Source organism: Vibrio tasmaniensis, assembly GCF_024347635.1.
Lineage (GTDB): Bacteria > Pseudomonadota > Gammaproteobacteria > Enterobacterales > Vibrionaceae > Vibrio > Vibrio tasmaniensis.
Window position 1 is genome coordinate 3,067,777 of the sequence record NZ_AP025510.1, and the last position, 17,947, is coordinate 3,085,723.

15 protein-coding genes are annotated in these 17,947 nt (G+C 45.5%); 6 read left to right on the forward strand and 9 right to left on the reverse strand.

All coding sequences use genetic code 11. The features are described 5' to 3' along the window. Window positions 1-79: 79 nt before the first annotated feature. The 5 genes from gspG to gspC all read right to left on the reverse strand — a co-directional run bounded on the left by gspG (window position 80) and on the right by gspC (window position 6,325). Window positions 80-523 (reverse strand): type II secretion system major pseudopilin GspG, encoded by a 444-nt coding sequence (gene gspG / locus OCV44_RS13695; protein ID WP_017102442.1) that lies wholly within the window; start codon window positions 521-523, stop codon window positions 80-82. A gap of 88 nt (window positions 524-611) precedes the next feature. Further along, window positions 612-1,832 (reverse strand): type II secretion system inner membrane protein GspF, encoded by a 1,221-nt coding sequence (gene gspF, locus OCV44_RS13700; protein WP_017099562.1) that lies wholly within the window; start codon window positions 1,830-1,832, stop codon window positions 612-614. Between the two features lies 1 nt (window position 1,833). Continuing rightward, window positions 1,834-3,336: a type II secretion system ATPase GspE gene (gene gspE, locus OCV44_RS13705; RefSeq protein ID WP_009848025.1), complete on the reverse strand. Its 1,503-nt coding sequence runs from the start codon at window positions 3,334-3,336 to the stop codon at window positions 1,834-1,836. Beyond that, entirely contained in the window at window positions 3,336-5,360 is a 2,025-nt protein-coding gene (gspD, locus tag OCV44_RS13710) for a type II secretion system secretin GspD (protein ID WP_009848026.1), read from the reverse strand. Before gspD ends, gspE begins: the two co-directional genes overlap by 1 nt. Before the next feature lie 41 nt (window positions 5,361-5,401). Next, entirely contained in the window at window positions 5,402-6,325 is a 924-nt protein-coding gene (gene gspC / locus OCV44_RS13715) for a type II secretion system protein GspC (protein WP_009848027.1), read from the reverse strand. Window positions 6,326-6,604: 279 nt separating this feature from the next. On the opposite strand from gspC, the gene hslR reads away from it, so the two are divergent. The 4 genes from hslR (at window position 6,605) to OCV44_RS13735 (ending at window position 11,991) form a co-directional block, all read left to right on the forward strand. Continuing rightward, window positions 6,605-6,991: a ribosome-associated heat shock protein Hsp15 gene (hslR, locus tag OCV44_RS13720; protein WP_009848028.1), complete on the forward strand. Its 387-nt coding sequence runs from the start codon at window positions 6,605-6,607 to the stop codon at window positions 6,989-6,991. Window positions 6,992-7,009: 18 nt separating this feature from the next. Beyond that, window positions 7,010-7,903 (forward strand): Hsp33 family molecular chaperone HslO, encoded by an 894-nt coding sequence (gene hslO, locus OCV44_RS13725; protein WP_009848029.1) that lies wholly within the window; start codon window positions 7,010-7,012, stop codon window positions 7,901-7,903. 337 nt (window positions 7,904-8,240) lie between these two features. Continuing rightward, window positions 8,241-9,866, forward strand: a complete 1,626-nt coding sequence (gene pckA, locus OCV44_RS13730; protein WP_009848030.1) for a phosphoenolpyruvate carboxykinase (ATP) — start codon at window positions 8,241-8,243, stop codon at window positions 9,864-9,866. Window positions 9,867-10,020: 154 nt separating this feature from the next. Further along, the gene (locus OCV44_RS13735) at window positions 10,021-11,991 is read left to right on the forward strand and encodes an AsmA family protein (RefSeq protein WP_139684787.1); all 1,971 of its coding nucleotides are present in this window, start codon (window positions 10,021-10,023) and stop codon (window positions 11,989-11,991) included. A gap of 39 nt (window positions 11,992-12,030) precedes the next feature. On the opposite strand, the gene OCV44_RS13740 is transcribed toward OCV44_RS13735, so the two are convergent. Genes OCV44_RS13740 through OCV44_RS13750 form a run of 3 tightly spaced genes read right to left on the reverse strand, consistent with a single transcriptional unit; the run spans window position 12,031 to window position 14,330 of the window. Next, window positions 12,031-12,966 (reverse strand): bifunctional GNAT family N-acetyltransferase/hotdog fold thioesterase, encoded by a 936-nt coding sequence (locus tag OCV44_RS13740; RefSeq protein WP_009848032.1) that lies wholly within the window; start codon window positions 12,964-12,966, stop codon window positions 12,031-12,033. A 16-nt stretch (window positions 12,967-12,982) separates the two neighbouring features. Further along, entirely contained in the window at window positions 12,983-13,417 is a 435-nt protein-coding gene (dtd, locus tag OCV44_RS13745) for a D-aminoacyl-tRNA deacylase (protein WP_004735590.1), read from the reverse strand. Next, complete coding sequence (locus OCV44_RS13750) at window positions 13,389-14,330, reverse strand: virulence factor BrkB family protein (protein ID WP_012603002.1); 942 nt, start codon at window positions 14,328-14,330, stop codon at window positions 13,389-13,391. Before OCV44_RS13750 ends, dtd begins: the two co-directional genes overlap by 29 nt. Window positions 14,331-14,535: 205 nt before the next feature. On the opposite strand from OCV44_RS13750, the gene OCV44_RS13755 reads away from it, so the two are divergent. Both OCV44_RS13755 and OCV44_RS13760 read left to right on the forward strand, forming a co-directional pair. After that, complete coding sequence (locus OCV44_RS13755; RefSeq protein ID WP_017099568.1) at window positions 14,536-15,177, forward strand: DUF2959 domain-containing protein; 642 nt, start codon at window positions 14,536-14,538, stop codon at window positions 15,175-15,177. A 20-nt stretch (window positions 15,178-15,197) separates the two neighbouring features. After that, window positions 15,198-15,728, forward strand: coding sequence for an AAA family ATPase (locus tag OCV44_RS13760; protein WP_009848035.1), 531 nt, complete (start codon window positions 15,198-15,200; stop codon window positions 15,726-15,728). 192 nt (window positions 15,729-15,920) lie between these two features. Here the strand turns inward: OCV44_RS13760 and typA are convergent, their stop codons facing one another. Continuing rightward, window positions 15,921-17,753 (reverse strand): translational GTPase TypA, encoded by a 1,833-nt coding sequence (gene typA / locus OCV44_RS13765; RefSeq protein ID WP_009848036.1) that lies wholly within the window; start codon window positions 17,751-17,753, stop codon window positions 15,921-15,923. Between the last annotated feature and the right edge of the window lie 194 nt (window positions 17,754-17,947).

The following is a 17,947-nucleotide window of genomic DNA, read 5'->3' on the forward strand; positions in this document are numbered from 1 at the left end:
CGTCTTACCATCAATAACGTATCAACTAACACGAACTGTTCAACCAACAGGAACTTATCAAGCGACAATAAACCGAAGCTTATTGGAAATCTTGCATGTTCCAGTTACCGATATCCGCAGCGATACCTTCACCACCTTCTTGGCCGTCAGCACCAAGCGTAAAGATATCGATAGTACCGTTATCACCTGGGCTTAGGTATTGGTACTCATTGCCCCATGGGTCGTTAGGCAGACGCTTAATGTAGCCACCGTCACGGTAGTTACGAGGCTCTGGACTGTTTGGCTTAGAAACCAATCCATCAAGGCCTTGATCCGTTGTTGGGTAAACACTGTTATCCAGTTTGTACATATCTAGCGCGTTCTCTAGCGCCACGATATCCGTGATGGCTTTCTGTTGATCCGCCTTCTCTTTGTTACCCAAAAGGTTAGGAACAACAAAGCTAGCTAAAACACCAAGAATAACCACAACAACCATCACTTCCAATAGAGTAAAGCCTGACTGTTTTTTCATTTTATTTTTCATTATTTTCTCCAAATTACAGATAGCGAGTTGAAGGTAATAATGCCCTTCTTCTCGATAATCCAAAAACTAACGTCTGATGAGCAATACGTTATCCACTCATTAAATTGTTCATTTCAAGCATCGGCATCAGTGTCGCCATCACGATAAACAGCACCAAACCGGCCATCAACGCGATAAGCGCTGGGGTGAAAATGCCTAACGCGATATTGACCGTCGACTCAAAGCTTTGGTCTTGGTTGTCTGCCGCTCTTGTCAGCATCTGTTCCAACTGACCACTCTGCTCACCACTGGCAATCATATGCAGCATCATCGGTGGAAAGAGTTTGGTTTGATCCAACGCTTTACGTAGGCTTGCGCCTTCTCTAACACTGTCTGAAGCCTGTAATACTTGTTGTTTCACATGTTGATTCGACATCACATCAACCGCGACCTTCATCCCTTCAAGGATTGGAATCGCACTCGAGGTACAAATTGAGAGTGTTCGTGCAAAACGAGAGGTATTGATCCCTTTCGCAATCTTGCCGATCAGCGGAATACTTAATAGTTTGCGATCCCAGTTCATGCGAACACCCGGCTTTTTTAGCGCGGTCTTAATCAACACAATCACACCAATGATCAACAACAGTAATTGGATGCCCCAATTCTGGATAAATTCACTCGATGCCAATAAAAATTGTGTCGACTGAGGAAGCTCTTGGCCCATTTGGATAATAGGCTCGACGATCTTAGGTACCACGGTTGCCAACAGGAACGAAACAATCGTCACCGCAAACACCACCAGCACCACAGGGTAGATCATCGCTTGTAGCAGCTTAGAGCGCATCTTCTGACGATTTTCTGCGTAATCGGCCAGTCGCTCCAATACCGCATCTAAGTGACCAGACTTCTCACCCGCCGCAACCATGGCCCTAAACAGTTCATCGAAGATGTGTGGATAATCAGACAAGCTATCCGCTAGCGAATAACCTTCTGTCACTTTAGATCGGACTGCCAGTAACATCGTTCGAATACGTGGCTTTTCAGACTGCTCAGCTACCGCTTTCAAGCACTCTTCTAGCGGCATACCTGATTGAACGAGCGTGGATATTTGACGAGTAATCAACGCAAGATCTGGCGTACTGATACCACGCTTAAAGCTGGTCGAAGGCTGAGTACCTTTCGCATTTTTCGCCTTAGCTTCGGTCATCTCAACCGGCATTAAACCTTGTTCTTTTAAACGTTGGCGAGCCTGACGAGCATTATCCGCTTCAATCGAACCCTTTTTGCTCTTACCTTTGGCATCCAGCGCTTTGTATTCAAATGCCGCCATACTAGACTTCCTTAGTCACTCGCATCACTTCTTCTAAGGAAGTTACCCCTTTCAGAACTTTGCTCAAGCCATCATCTCGAATACTTGGGGTTGTGCCACGAATCGCTTTCTCAATTGCCTGTTCTCCAGCTTCACTGTGAATCAGCTCTTGTACCGAATCGTCAATCATCAGTAGCTCATGAATACCGGTACGACCTCGATAACCTTTATGGCCACACTCTTCACAACCTTTTGCATGGTAAAGTGTGAGGCTCTCTTTCTTCTTCATACCAAACAGCTTTTTCTGTTCTTTATCGGCTTCGTAAGGTTCTTTACAGTCGTTACACAGAGTACGAACCAAGCGCTGAGCCAAAACACCCAGCAGAGAAGAAGAGATCAAGAAAGGTTCAATGCCCATATCACGCAGACGCGTGATCGCACCGATTGCCGTATTGGTGTGAAGAGTCGACATGACTAAGTGACCCGTCAAAGAGGCTTGAACAGCGATCTCAGCAGTCTCTAAATCACGGATCTCACCAATCATTACCACATCCGGGTCTTGACGAAGAATGGCGCGTAAGCCGCGCGCAAAGGTCATATCAACCTTAGGGTTTACCTGTGTTTGACCAATACCATCAATATCAAATTCGATTGGATCTTCAACGGTAAGGATGTTGCGTTCGTTACTGTTGAGTTCTTGCAGGCCAGCGTACAAGGTCGTTGATTTACCCGAACCCGTAGGACCGGTAACCAAGATAATACCGTGTGGGCGCTGAATAAGTTTACGGAAGTTCTCGTGGTTCTCTGCCGTCATACCCAAACTGTGTAGATCTAGACGAGTGGCGTTTTTATCCAACAGACGCATTACCACACGTTCACCGTGTGAAGAAGGCATGGTAGATACACGCACATCAACCGCTCGGCCACCGATACGCAGAGAAATACGACCATCTTGTGGCACGCGTTTTTCCGCAATATCCAATTTAGCCATAACCTTTACACGCGAAACCAACAGCGGAGCCAGTTTACGGCTCGGCGCCAACACATCACGTAACACGCCATCAATACGGAAACGGATAGACAGTGACTTTTCGAAGGTTTCGATATGAATATCCGAAGCGCCTTCTTTAATCGCCTCACCCAACATCGCATTAATTAACTTGATGATCGGTGCGTCGTCTTCTGATTCAAGCAAGTCTTCGTCTTGTGGCAACTCTTCCGCTAACGAGAAAAAGTCGTCATTGTCGGCACCAATATCTTCCATTAACTGTCGAGCTTCCGACGAGTCACGCTGATACGCGTCCGTCAGTTTTTTATCAAATTCGTCTGCGCTGATCGCTTGTGGCGTGAAGCCATTTTTCACAACACGGCTCACTTCAATGATCGCCGCCGATTTCAGAGGTTCAACATAATAAAGTACTGGCGCGCGCTCCGGGTGCTGATATTCCAACACCATCTTGTAGCGATTCGCAAAGCTAAACGGCAAGCGCTGATAAGTACGTGCCGCCCCTACCAATTCAGCCATTATTCTGCTTCCATTTGATCGATGAAGGCTTGGATTTCAGCAGGATGATTCATGCTATCGCCAAACTTAGGAAGTACTGGAATATTATCGTTATCCATTAGTTTCAAGCCTTGCTCTGCCTTGTACAGTTGCTCAGCACGGATAAAGTTGTATTTGCGTTGCGTGATACCATCGGCTGTCATGCCATCACGAATAATGGTTGGCTTGATAAATACCATTAGGTTCTTTTTCTCAACCTGAGTACTGGTTGATTTGAACAGGTGTCCAAGAACAGGAATATCACCCAAGAATGGGACCTTAGACTCACTCTCCAGTGCACGCTCGTCAATCAAGCCCCCCAACACCAGCATTTGACCATCTTGAACAATCACTGACGTATTTAGCTGACGCTTAGCAAAACGAACATCTACTGCCCCGTTTGCCCCTAATACGTTCGATACTTCTTGTTCTATTTGCAGTTGAACCGAGTCACCTTCATTGATTTGCGGCACGACTTTTAGCTTAATACCCACTTCTTTACGTTCAACCGTTTGGAATGGATTATCGTTGCTTGAACCTGCTGTAGAACCGGTTAGAACGGGCACCTCTTCACCAACGATAAACGACGCTTCGCCGTTATCCATCACCGTGATACTTGGAGAAGACAGAATGTTTGAGTTTGAATCGGTCGCAACCGCACTGATTAAGGCAGTCCAGTCGCCCATAACCACACTCATTGCAGCACCATTAACGCCAGAAAGAGCAGATGCTAACGTTGAATAGTCACCCTTTTCTGTCGTGGTTTCATTACGTAGAAAATTATTATCCTTATCGTAAACCGCTTTAGTTGTTGTCGAGTCTTTTGCTTCTTCTAGACCCACCATCACACCGCCAATCGATGCACCGGTATTGCTGTACTGAATCATGGCACCCGTTTCTAGGTTGCCCCACTGCACACCTAGGTTAACGCCGTCACCTTCTGCCATTTCAACAATTAAGGCTTCAATCAAAACTTGAGCACGACGGATATCGAGTTGAGCGATCACGTCTTGCAGCGCGTTCATGATGTCTGGCTGTGCGGTAATCACCAACGAGTTAGTATCGCTGTGAGCGGAAATCATCACTTGGTTTCGCTGCGATGAACTGCCTTTAGTTGATGTTTGTTTCTCTGATTGCAGATTGTCAGACACGCCTTTCAGCACATCGACTAAGTCTTCCGCTTTTGCGTATTTAAGGTAGATAACTTGGTTGTTACCCTTAGTCGCCATTTCCACATCAAGCTGTTCAATCAACTTTCTTAAACGACTGCGTACTTTAGGGTCGCCTGAGATAAGAATTGCATTGGTACGCTCATCGGCAACTAATTTAGGCTGTAGGAAGGCAGGGGTGTTTTTAGCATCTGTGGTTTTACTTAGTGCATCGACTATACGCACCATCTCCGCGGCGGAAGCATTCTTTAGTTCAACGACCTCAATCTCTTTATCACCCGCTTGGTCTACACGCTTGATGATCTCTGCTAAACGGTTTACAACCGCCGCACGGCCGGTAATCAAGATGATATTTGCAGGATCGTAGTGCACCACGTTGCCCGCGCCCGCGTTGTCATTCAGTTGACGAAGCAGAGGAGATAGCTCACGAACCGAGACATTACGAACCGTCACAACACGTGTCACAACGCTGTCGCCTGTGATCGAATCACGGTCGCCAACAACTGGGATTGCCGAGGTTTTAGAATCTTTCGCTTTGATGATCTTAAGAACACCTGAGTCCATTTCAACGACTGCATAGCCGTACACTTCTAATACGTTTAAGAAGAAGCTGTAATATTGCTCTTCATTGAGTACGTCGTAGCTGCGTACATCGATTTTTCCGCGCACCGAAGGGTCGACGATGATCGTCTTCTCTAGATTACGGCCAACAATATTAATAAACTCTTGGATATCAGTGCCTTTAAAGCTGGCACTAAAATCACTCGCGATGGCGGCGGGTGTGCAGATTAAGCTTCCTGCCAATAACCATGCACTTTTCTTAAACCAATGCTTCACGTACTTCTCCTACACTTTCGTCCTTCGTTAGACGCAAAGTTTTAAAATTCAATAAACACTTCATGTTGTTGACCATCTCTCTCGACGACGAGATTTAGCTCTGTCAGCTCTGAGATAGAACGGAATATGTTGCCCATAGCAGCGGGGTCTGTCAGGTCTTGCCCATTTAACTGAGTCGCGATATCTCCGTTTTGGAGCCCTACTGAGTTAAAAAGTTCTGAATCTTTGCCTGGACTCACTCGATAACCAATCACTTTATCGTCGCGCTTGACCTGGGACAGTCGAACATATTGGAAGATTTGTTGCGGATCTTTCATTATCTTCGCTTTAATTTCATCTAGCTTTTGCTCTGCTGAAGCAGGGTTATTACCACGAACCGAAGAAGAAGCGCGAGGTGGCGCAGGGGCTGAGACAGCTAAACGCTTGTACTCAATACCTTCAAGCATCAAGGTTTCGTCTCGACCTGAGTTATCAATAATGACACGGTCGACTAATACGGCTTTAAGCTTAGCTCTAGTGCCTTCTATCTCTTCATTAATTCCGTAGGTCGCCTGCGTACCGCGATTAGCGATCACCGCTAAGCTCCGTTTTGGATTAGAACTGGCAACAGCACCGACCAAAACTAGATTTAATCGTGTCTTTGGCGCATCTTGGATAACTTGCTGTTCAACCACAACTGGCGTGGTTGGGTTATAGGCACCAAAAAGGTTGCTCCGCTGCAAAGAAGATATATCAAGGGTCGATTGAGGAGTAGAAAATGATGAAGCTGTTGCTTTCCAAGGCACGACGGTTTGCTCAGCAGGTTCAATAAACCATGCAAGCTGCCCTAAAATCCATGCGGAAGCTGCAATCAACATACAACACATCGCTAGGCTTAGTTTCTGCTGAAGTACAAATCCATTTTCTAATAAGCGGCTCAACACAGGAGAATTTCCTGCGCGATTTTTGAGCTCTAAAAAGTTCACTTTCCTTGCCCCTTTTCATGACGACAAATGCTGCAAATCATTAAACTTTCAGCTTTTTTATTCATTCGTTCGATACCAAGCTTATTTAAGCATAAGATCCTGAACTATATCATAGCAAATCTATAAAGCGGCATTACATGGCTATTTTGTATTATGACTTGAAAAAAATGCCAACCGCCTCCACTTTAAGCTTCTACTTAATGTAATTAAAAGCATGTTGCGCACTGTTCATTACAGTTAAACCGCATTCATTTCTCACTTAATAAGGCGCAGCCCTATATGAAAACTACTAATGAAGCTGTCAGACTCGATAAATGGTTGTGGGCAGCTCGTTTTTACAAAACCCGGTCTATTGCTCGCAATATGGTCGATGGTGGCAAAGTCCACTATAATGGTCAGCGCAGCAAACCAAGTAAAATTGTCGAACTTGGAGCAGTGATTACCCTGCGCCAAGGTAATGAAGAAAAGACGGTGACAATCGAGAAAATCTCGGCCCATCGTGGTGGAGCTCCTATAGCTCAAACCCTCTATGAAGAAACCACCGAGAGCTTGGCAAAGAGAGAAGAGTTTGCAACACAACGTAAACTGAACGCTCATAACCCAGCACCAGAACGTCGCCCAGATAAAAAGCAACGTCGTGACATCATCAAGTTCAAGACTCAATAAGCTAGAAGGAATAGCCAAATGGCCAACCCAATGTCTACAAGTAATGTTTTAAATCGCTACCTATTTGAAGACCTATCAGTTCGTGGTGAATTGGTACAGATGGACGAAGCATACCAACAGATTATTTCTAGCAAGGAATACCCAGCGCCAGTACAAAAGCTGTTGGGTGAGCTACTGGTTTCAACGACGCTACTAACAGCGACTCTAAAGTTTGAAGGCTCTATCACCATGCAACTGCAAGGTGATGGCCCTGTATCTCTAGCTGTTATCAATGGCGATAACGATCAGAAGATCCGTGGCGTTGCTCGCTTTGATGGTGACATTGCCGACGACGCTGGCCTGCACGATCTAATAGGTAAAGGTCACCTAGTGATCACTATCGATCCTAAAAAAGGTGAGCGTTACCAAGGTATCGTTGGTCTTGAAGGTGACACTTTAGCTGAAGTCCTTGAAGGTTACTTCGCAAACTCTGAACAGCTAAAGACACGTCTATGGTTGCGCACTGGCGAGCATGAAGGTAAAGCACACGCTGCTGGTATGTTGCTACAAGTGATGCCAGACGGCACTGGTACGCCAGACGACTTCGAGCACCTAGAGCAGCTAACTGACACAGTTAAAAATGAAGAGCTATTCACTCTAGAAGCAAACGAACTGCTTTACCGTTTGTACAACCAAGAGAAAGTACAACTGTTCACACCACAACCGGTTGAATTCTTCTGTGGTTGTTCACGTGACCGAAGCGGTGCCGCTATCATTACTGTCGCTCAAGAAGAGATCTACGACATCCTTAGCACTGAAGGCAGCGTTGCTCTACACTGCGATTACTGTGGCACAAACTACTCGTTCGACAAGAATGATGTTGATGCTCTGTATGCAGAAGCGGCAGATAAAGGCAGCAATACGGTTCATTAATTTACGGCGTACCAAAAACACGTAATTTACCCCAAAAAGGTCAGCACTACGCTGGCCTTTTTTGTGATCAAAATATCGCAAACTCCGTAACATCTCGTAATAAAATCACCTCTTAATTTTAATCAATTAATAATGTTCTCTCCTCTAGCGCAAAGGTTTGCGTACAGGATAGACTAGTCAGGCCAATATGTGATGAGGCGCTTAAAACCCCATGGTTAATATGGATATTTTTTGAGCTATATCCCTGTTTCCCCCGAGCCTCGTTGCTAGCATGGTGAGCAGATAACAATAAAAAATTAATACAAAATCCCTACAAAATATCCTACAAGGAGCACCTATGACCGTTATGGAACATACTAAGGCTGCACAAATTGATCTAACTAAGCACGGACTGACTGGCGTTACTGAAGTTCTTCGTAACCCTAGCTACGAGCAGTTATTCGTTGAAGAGACACTGCCAGGTTTGGAAGGCTACGAAAAAGGCGTAGTAACGGAACTAGGCTCTGTTGCGGTTGACACTGGTATCTTTACTGGCCGCTCACCAAAAGATAAGTACATTGTTAAAGATGACACCACGCGCGATACCATGTGGTGGTCAGATCAAGGCAAAAACGACAACAAACCGATTACAACTGAAGTATGGGATGAGCTTAAAGAGCTTGTGACAACTCAGCTATCTGGCAAGCGCCTGTTTGTCATTGACGGTTACTGTGGTGCTAACCCTGATACGCGCTTAAGTGTACGTATTATCACTGAAGTAGCATGGCAAGCGCACTTCGTTAAGAACATGTTCATTCGTCCAACAGACGAAGAGCTAGCAACGTTCGAACCTGATTTCGTGGTAATGAACGGTGCTAAAACAACTAACCCTAACTGGGAAAAGCAGGGTCTCAACTCTGAAAACTTCGTTGCTTTCAACCTAACAGAACGCGTTCAAATCATCGGTGGTACTTGGTACGGCGGTGAGATGAAGAAAGGCATGTTCGCAATGATGAACTACCTACTTCCTCTGCAAGGCATTGCTTCAATGCACTGTAGTGCTAACGTCGGTGAAGAAGGCGATGTGGCGATTTTCTTCGGTCTATCAGGCACAGGTAAAACAACCCTTTCAACCGACCCTAAACGTGAGCTAATCGGTGATGATGAGCACGGTTGGGATGACGATGGTATCTTCAATTTCGAAGGTGGTTGTTACGCCAAGACCATTCGCCTATCTAAAGAAGCAGAACCTGAAATCTACAATGCTATCCGTCGCGATGCGCTACTAGAAAACGTAACGGTTCGTGGCGATGGTTCTATCGATTTTGATGACGGCTCAAAAACCGAGAACACTCGTGTTTCTTACCCGATTCACCATATCGACAACATCGTTAAGCCAGTATCAAAAGCCGGTCACGCTCAAAAGGTTATCTTCCTGACTGCTGATGCATTTGGTGTGTTACCACCTGTTTCTAAACTGACTCCAGAGCAAACGAAGTACCACTTCCTATCTGGCTTCACTGCGAAACTAGCAGGTACAGAGCGTGGTATTACTGAACCAACACCAACGTTCTCTGCGGCATTTGGGGCGGCATTCCTAACTCTTCATCCAACTCAGTACGCTGAAGTACTTGTGAAGCGTATGGAAGCAGCTGGCGCTGAAGCTTACCTTGTGAACACTGGTTGGAATGGCACTGGCAAACGTATCTCAATCCAAGATACTCGTGGCATCATCGACGCTATCCTAGATGGCTCAATCGACCAAGCTGAGACTAAGGTTATCCCTATGTTTAACCTAGAAGTACCACTAGCGTTGCACGATGTTGACCCAGCGATTCTTGATCCACGTGACACGTACACTGACCCTCTACAATGGGAAAGCAAAGCGAAAGATCTAGCAGAGCGCTTCATCAACAACTTTGATAAGTACACAGACAACGCTGAAGGTAAGTCACTGGTTGCGGCTGGCCCTCAACTGGACTAACCCAATCATCTGCTCGGGCCAAGCCAAAAGCGAACGCCCAATTTAAAATGATATTTTTGTAGCAAGCCCCTCTTTTGAGGGGCTTTTTTGTTGATGCTTGACCCTTTTTGTTCCACTCTGTTTTAAGACGATTGAAATTTAAGGCTTTCAGGGAATGAAAAAGGTATTCATGGTGTTCGGCATTGCGTTGGCTATCGCCGTTGCAACTATCGCAGCATTGCTATTAAGCCTGCAAACCCAATACCGTACGGATATTACTAACTTTTTTATCAAACATGCGATTGAACAACCTGTGCTCATTGAAGATGTTGAGTACCAGTCGCCTTATCACATCACCTTAATGGGCATTACCCAAAGCCAACCTGAAAAACAAACACCGCTGTATATCGACAAGATTGACCTTTGGTTCAGCTCCAGCTCGATTACGGAGGCCAAACTGGTCTTTGAATCTGTTTTGATCAGTGGCCTACAGTTAGAAGCCGACGACCTAGAAACGCTCACCTCTTTATTTACCCAGCCAAGCATTAAGATCCACCAGCTGGCCATCAACAATCTCGACTTTTCAACCCCAGACTTTAACGCGCGAGGCATCGACCTTCAGATCTCCGACCCAACGTGGAACAACGACAACTCACTTCTACCTTATGGAAAAACCCAACTTTCTGCCTCACAGCTGTATTGGCAAGGCGAAGCGTTCGATAACCTGTTGATTGACCTAGATCTTAAATCAAGTGATAGCACCCTGTATGGCGCTTCGTTTGACTGGCGTGGTGCCAAAATTTCTGGTCAAGCAGAGCAGTATCAGCAAGATTGGTCGTTGGTGAATGTGACCGTCGATGGCTTACGAATCAATCAGAAACAGACCCAAAGCCTCCTAAGCAAAGAGTGGGATGTAGCCGGTATTCAGATCAATCACATCAACAGCTTGGATATTTTGCGCAGCGATGTGGAGTGGCAAGATGGTCATCTCGCAGCCTTTGATGCCTCACTAGAAAATGTCCAACTGCCTTTTGAGCTATGGAAACAACAGAAAGCCATTTTCTCTCTGCAAGCAGAAGGAGTGACCATTGATGATGACATGTTCATCGAGCCAAGTATCAAGCTCAATTTAGACCCGAACCAGATTCTAATTGAAGACTTCTATACACAGTTCCTACAAGGCACGGTTCAACTGAATGGCCAAGTCACCCCTAACAGCATTGAATTAGCACAGCTCGACCTGCAAAGCATCAAGTGGATTACAGAAAGCCAAGATAGCTCTCTACCCGCCTCTCGCCTAATACCTTGGCTCACGCAGCTCCAGAATGTCGAAATTAGCCGACTTAACATAGAACGCAGCCAACTTATCCAACTCGCACAAAAGCCTTACTGGCAGGTCTCAGGATTACATATCGAGGGGGATCAAGTTCAACTTCTTCAGGATAGAAAGCTAGGTCTGTGGCAAGGAAAGCTGATGGCCAGTGCGAATGATGCCAGCTACCAAAACATTATTAGCGCTCAACCTGTGCTTGAAATGAATAGCGAGCAAGGAAAATGGACGCTGACACGCCTGTTTGTCCCACTAAAACACGGCTATATTGAAGCCAACGCAACACTCGACTTCAACCAAATCAGTAAGCCATGGAGCATAGATATTTCTGCCGATGGGTTACCCATTGCGCCCATGCTGCAGCAACTTGAACTACCGCTCGACGCAACCGGTTATGGCGAATTTGAACTTCAAGCTGCGGGTTTATACGGCGATTCATTAATGCTCGGCTATTCCACAACAGGTCAACTCACTGGTAGCGTTCGCCAAGGTGTGATGACCTTTAATGATAAGCTTTCTGAAACATCGACTGATAACGTATTTGAAATCCCAGAGCTCAATGCGAATTTTGACCGTGGACGCTTCACACTTGAACCAGTGCACATTATTGGTGCATCGGCAGCAGAGCAAAGCGAACAAAGGATTCAAACGTTAAATGGCGAAATTTCTGGAGAGCTCGACTTGCTAAAAACCGAGCAACACACTCTCTCTATTTCACTATCCGACCCATGCCACCAAATATCAGGAAAGCTCACCCAAGCTGAGTATTCCGAGATTAACGACTGCCAACAAAAAAGCGCCACTCCACAAGAGTAGCGCCTTCTATCTGTATCTTTATCTGCTAGCCATTGTCAGCTATACGCTTACGTTGGAGTCTGTTGATAATCTCTTTTTGTAGTCAGGGATCAGCATATAGGTTCCCGTAAACTCAACCGCCTCCACGTCGCCACTGTTAATGGTCACGTGAATGATGATACGAGCTTTTCTTCCAGACGCGAGGCGATCTAAATCGCCACTGATCCCATCCAATGACGTGGATGCCACTGGGTTTTGCTCAACTGGATGACGGTAACGAATATTACTATCTGCTAGTACGATATCACCTGTCAACCCACGCTCCTTCATTAGTAACCAAGTCATACCCCAACCGGTTAAGGTCGCCAAGGTAAAGGCTGAGCCAGCAAACATGGTGTTATGAGGGTTAAGGTTTGGATTCAACTGAGCACTACACTCGAACTGATAACCCGTGTATTGGTTAATCTTGATGCCCATCTTGTCACTGATCGGGATCTGATGCTCCCAGCGCTGCTGAAGCTCATTACACCATTCTGGTTTGCGCAGTACATCAGCCATTGGATCAAGAGGTTTTACCATCTGTTGGTGACGCACAGGCCCACGTTGGTCGTTAATCTCACCACGACGCTCAAACTCATTCTTCTCATAGAATGAGATCGCATCTTCACGAGCATTACACACCAAACGCTTCGCACCTTCTTGACGTGCCAGTGACTCTAGCGCAACCAAGATAAGTGAGCCCATGCCTTTGCTTTGGCGAGAGTTCTTCACCGCCATATAGCGAATCTGCCCCTCTAGATCTGGGGTGATATAGAGACGACCAATCGCCATCGGGCGACCTCGACCATCAACAATCATGCGATGGTGACTCATTGGGTCATATTCATCGCGCTCTGAACCGACCGGCATTCGCCAAGGTTCACGGAGCATTTGCCAACGAAAATGGTAATACTTGTTCAGTTGATTTTCGGTGGTCGGGGTTATGAGTTTAAACATGCTTATTCCTTTAAGCCTAAACCTGCAGCCAGAATGTCACTGGGCCATCATTAACCAAAGACACTTTCATGTCGGCTGCGAATCGGCCACGTTCCGTTGGCAACACTGATTCACATTGGTCAGAGAAGTAGTTGTAAAGACGCTCTGCATCTTCTGGGTGAGCACCGCGAGAAAATCCAGCTCGTGTCCCTTTCTTGGTGTCAGCTGGCAAAGTGAATTGAGACACCACTAATACCTTACCTTCTACCTGCTTCACGTTAAGGTTCATTTTATCGTCTTCATCTCCAAAGACACGATAAGTGGTCACTCGTTCCATCAAACGTTTGGCTTTGGCTTCGTCATCACCTTTTTCTACACCTAACAGAACTAATAAGCCTTGCTCAATCTCACCCACTACTTCGCCATCAACACGGACGGCAGCTTCACTTACTCTCTGGATCAGTGCTATCACTGTTGTTTCCTTGCTCTGTAATTTTGTCTTTATCCGACGAGTGTACCATTTCTTGAGAGTCACTCCACTGTTCCTGCTCGCCCAACGCGGCCGTCACTTCAGCACCCACTAACACAATCAACCAGCACAAATAGACCCAAACAAAAAGAATGGGAATCGCCGCTAATGCGCCATAAATCAACTGGTAAGACGGAAACTGAGTAATGTAAGCTGCAAAGCCTTTCTTGCTGAGTTCGAACAACAGAGCCGCCACTAGAGAGCCAGCTGCCGCATGAGAAAAGTGAATCTTTTTGTTGGGAACCAACAGATACAGACCGAAAAACGCAAAGAATGAGGTAATCAAAGGGAGCTTGCGAATCACGGTATTAAAAGCACTCGACACGACTTCGTTTTGTAACAAGTTTAATGATGTCACATACGACGTTGCAGCAATGCTCGCTCCGATCAAAATAGGCCCAAGTGTTAGCACCATCCAATACATCGAAAAAGACAACACAGCACGTCGCTTTTCCGTTACTCGCCAGATGTAGTTTAGGTTTTTATCAATATTGGAGATCAGCATCAGAGCGGCAATGAATAAGAACACACTGCCCACCGCCGTCATCTTGCCGGTATTAGCAACAAACTCCAGTAAAGCACCATGCACCGCATCCCCGGAAGCGGGAACAAAGTTGGTAATAACGAAGTTTTGAATCACTAAACCAACATCAGCAAAAACTGAAAATGACGACAAAATAGAGAGCAAAACCGTCAACATCGGTACGATCGAGAGCAAAGTAATGTACGCCAAGTACCCTGCATTCACATTAACTCTATCGTGCGTCATCCGCGTAAGAAGATAGCGGGAAAACTGGATGCTTCCTGTAGCTGCCTTTTTTATCTTCAACTTGTAACTCCCTGGTAACTCGTTCATAGTCCTAATTAATATTCCGTTATATTAATCACAGTAAGTAAATGTTCAAAAATAGCGTAGGAAAAAGGCTTGAGAACAAGGCAGAGTTTTGTGATAAGTAGTTATTCTACAATCAAAAACTCTAACGCCGTTATCGAGCATTTTAACAAGCTAGGTTGAGCAGTTATTTACTACGATTGATATTATTTAACTATAGGAAACTAGGATGCCTTATTTAATAGTTATAGTCCTCTCTATTTTTACTCTTACTGGATGCCAATCAGCTTATTACTCCGCCATGGAGCAAGTGGGTTACCACAAGCGTGACATTATGGTTGATAGAGTGGAAGACGCTAAAGAGTCGCAACAGGACGCTCAGGAAGAGTTTACTAGCGCACTTGAAGCTTTGAGTAGCCTAACTAATTTTAGTGGCGGCGACCTTGAAGACATGTACAACAAGATTAATGATAAATACCAAGACAGTGAAAAAGCCGCACAAAATGTCAGTGACCGCATTGCTGCGATTGAAGATGTGTCGGATGCGCTATTTGCAGAATGGCAGGGAGAGTTGGACCTTTACACCAGCGATTCACTGCGTCGTTCAAGTGAGAAAAAGCTGCGTGAAACCAAATCGTCTTACCAGACTATGCTTTCAGCGATGAAACGGGCTGAGAAGAAAATGGATCCGGTACTCAACACTCTTCGCGACAACACGCTTTATCTCAAACACAACCTCAATGCGAGTGCCGTTGGTTCATTGCAGGGAGAGTTTATGAGCTTAGAAAAAGACATCGCCTACGCGATAACACAGATGAATGCTGCGATAGCTGAGTCGGATAAGTTCTTAGCACAACTCAACCAAAAATAACGCTTCAGAGACAGAACACGATGAAGCCAATCATTATTACTGGCGGCCCCGGAGCCGGAAAAACAACTCTGATTAATGCCTTGGGTGACATAGGTTACCCAACCTTCGCAGAATCCTCTCGCCAATTGATAGAACAACAGAGCCAACTTGAGAACGGTATCTTACCTTGGTTAGACCTACCGGGCTTTGCTCGCTTGTGTTTAGACGTGATGAGCGAGCAAAAAGAGCAAGCGAAGCAGCACCAAATTGCTTTTCTTGACCGTGCGATTCCAGATATCTGTGGTTACTTAGCTCAGGCTAATCTTGAGATTGATGCGAACTACCGAGAAGCGAGCCAAGGCTACCACCCCCAAGTGCTGTTCTGTCGTCCTGAGGCATCGATTTACGTACAAGATGATGTGAGACCTTATCCGTTTGAGGAGGCATTAGAGATTCACCACGCGCTAGTCAGAGTCTATCAAAAGCTAGGTTATGAGGTGATCGAAGTGCCATTTATGTCGGTCGATGAGCGGCTTCAATTCGTTGAGCGTTACTTAGGTATCAAAAGCTAGATCCCCAACTCGGTCGTTGCTCCCTCTTGAGGATGACGAATACTTGAACGCCCTTCGTATCCTGCATCTCGTTTACCCGTATCTACTCCAACACCATATAAAACAAAAGCCCCGAGCAGCTAGGCTACACGGGGCTTTCTTATTTATTCTAAAACGTATTGCTTGAATAGCTAGAAGCTAGTCAACTGGCAATTAAGCCTTAGCTGGACGTGCTGCACGCTTACGTTCGTTTTCAGTAAGAAGCTTCTTACGGATACGTACGTTTAGTGGCGTTACTTCTACTAGTTCATCTTCATCGATAAACTCAAGAGCTTGCTCTAGAGTGTGCTTGATCGGTGGAGAAAGAACTTGTGCTTCATCAGTACCAGATGCACGAACGTTCGTTAGTTGCTTACCTTTCAGACAGTTTACTGTCAGGTCGTTTGAACGGTTGTGAATACCGATTACTTGACCTTCATAAACTTCATCAGCGTGCTCTGTAAATAGACGACCACGAGCTTGAAGGAAGAACAATGCGTAAGTCAGTGCTTTACCAGTCGCGTTCGAGATTAGAACACCGTTGTTACGTTGACCAATGATACCGCCTTTGTAAGGACCGTAGTGATCGAACGAGTGGTAAATAAGACCAGAACCAGACGTCATTGTAAGGAATTCAGTTTGGAAACCGATAAGACCACGAGAAGGCATCATGAAGTCCATGCGAACACGGCCTTTACCATCTGGTGCCATATCTGTTAGCTCACCCTTACGTAGACCGATGCTTTCCATGATCGCACCTTGGTGCTCTTCAACTACATCGATAGTAACCGTTTCGAACGGTTCCATTTTCTGACCATCTTCTTCTTTGATGATTACTTCTGGACGAGATACTGCTAGCTCGAAACCTTCACGACGCATGTTTTCGATCAGGATAGAAAGGTGAAGTTCACCACGGCCTGATACACGGAAACGGTCTGGACTTTCAGTTTCTTCAACACGTAGTGCAACGTTGTGAACCAATTCTTTTTCAAGACGCTCAAGGATGTTACGTGAAGTTACAAACTTACCTTCTTTACCCGCGAACGGAGAAGTGTTTACTTGGAAAGTCATTGTTACTGTTGGTTCATCAACAGATAGAGGTTCCATTGCTTCAACAGTGTTTACGTCACAGATAGTGTCTGAAATTTTCAGCTCACCAAGACCAGTGATTGCAATGATGTCACCAGCGTTAGCTTGTTCTACTTCGTGACGCTCAAGACCTAGGTAACCAAGTACAGTACCTACTTTACCGTTACGTTTCTTGCCTTCAGCATTCACGATAGTTACTTGTTGGTTTGGCTTAACCGAACCACGAGTAACACGAGCAACACCGATAACACCTACGTAAGAGCTGTAATCAAGTTGCGAAATTTGCATTTGTAGTGGACCGTCAAGGTCAACTGCTGGCGCTTCTACTGTATCAACAACAGCTTGGAACAATGGTTCCATGTTCTCGCCAGTTTCGCCTTCAGTCATTGTTGCCCAACCGTTTAGAGCTGAAGCGTAAACAACGGTGAAGTCTAGTTGCTCATCTGTAGCACCTAGGTTGTCGAAAAGGTCGAATACTTGATCCATAACCCAATCAGGACGAGCGCCTGGGCGGTCAATCTTGTTGATTACAACGATTGGCTTAAGACCGTGTGCGAATGCTTTTTGCGTTACGAAACGAGTTTGAGGCATTGGGCCATCAACTGCGTCAACGATAAGCAGAACAGAATCAACCATAGACATGATACGCTCAACTTCACCACCGAAGTCCGCGTGTCCCGGAGTATCTACGATGTTGATGCGGTAATCATTCCAGTTGATTGCTGTGTTCTTAGCAAGGATTGTAATGCCACGCTCTTTTTCGATGTCATTCGAATCCATGACACGCTCTTCAGCTTCACCACGAGACTCAAGAGTGCCTGACTGTTGTAGTAGTTTATCAACCAAAGTCGTTTTACCGTGGTCAACGTGCGCGATGATCGCGATATTTCTTAACTTATCAATCTGTGGAGTAGACATGGATTCTCGATTCACTCATAAAAGTAGCCGTCACTTATCTCAAAAGTTTGGATAATAACCGCTAGCTTGATTTAAAAAACGGTCAATAATATACCAGATTCTAGACAAAAACCCAGAAATATGTGATCTCAACCAAGGCTTTTTTCTTTATTAGCGATTCATATCCGCTTAACTTTGGTTCCGCACAGTGTCTA